At 48.8% G+C, this 211-nt stretch carries 1 protein-coding gene; it reads right to left on the bottom strand.

All coding sequences use genetic code 11. From position 1 onward, the window contains the following. Nucleotides 1-190, bottom strand: a 190-nt coding sequence (locus GSY63_RS00005) for an MBG domain-containing protein (protein ID WP_243749115.1), incomplete at its 3' end; no start/stop codon positions are given. Between the last annotated feature and the right edge of the window lie 21 nt (nt 191-211).

Raw genomic sequence — 211 nt, 5'->3', positions numbered from 1 at the left:
CCGCCCCGTAAACTTTCGTTTGGTTATCTGCAGTAATCGTCAGTGAAGCAGGTGTTACCGTTAGGGCACCCGGCACATAACTGATTGTGTAATTGGCATTCACTGCACCGCTTGCCGTGATTGGGTAAGAACTACCCGCTACTGATGAGGCCGGGGTTGCTGTTGTTGATAGGGTTGGTGATGTAGTCAAACTTAATGGAGTATCTCCATT

The organism is Mucilaginibacter agri, from assembly GCF_009928685.1.
Classification (GTDB): domain Bacteria; phylum Bacteroidota; class Bacteroidia; order Sphingobacteriales; family Sphingobacteriaceae; genus Mucilaginibacter; species Mucilaginibacter agri.
Note: the sequence above shows the minus strand (reverse complement) of the source record. Positions and strands in the feature narration are given on the sequence as shown.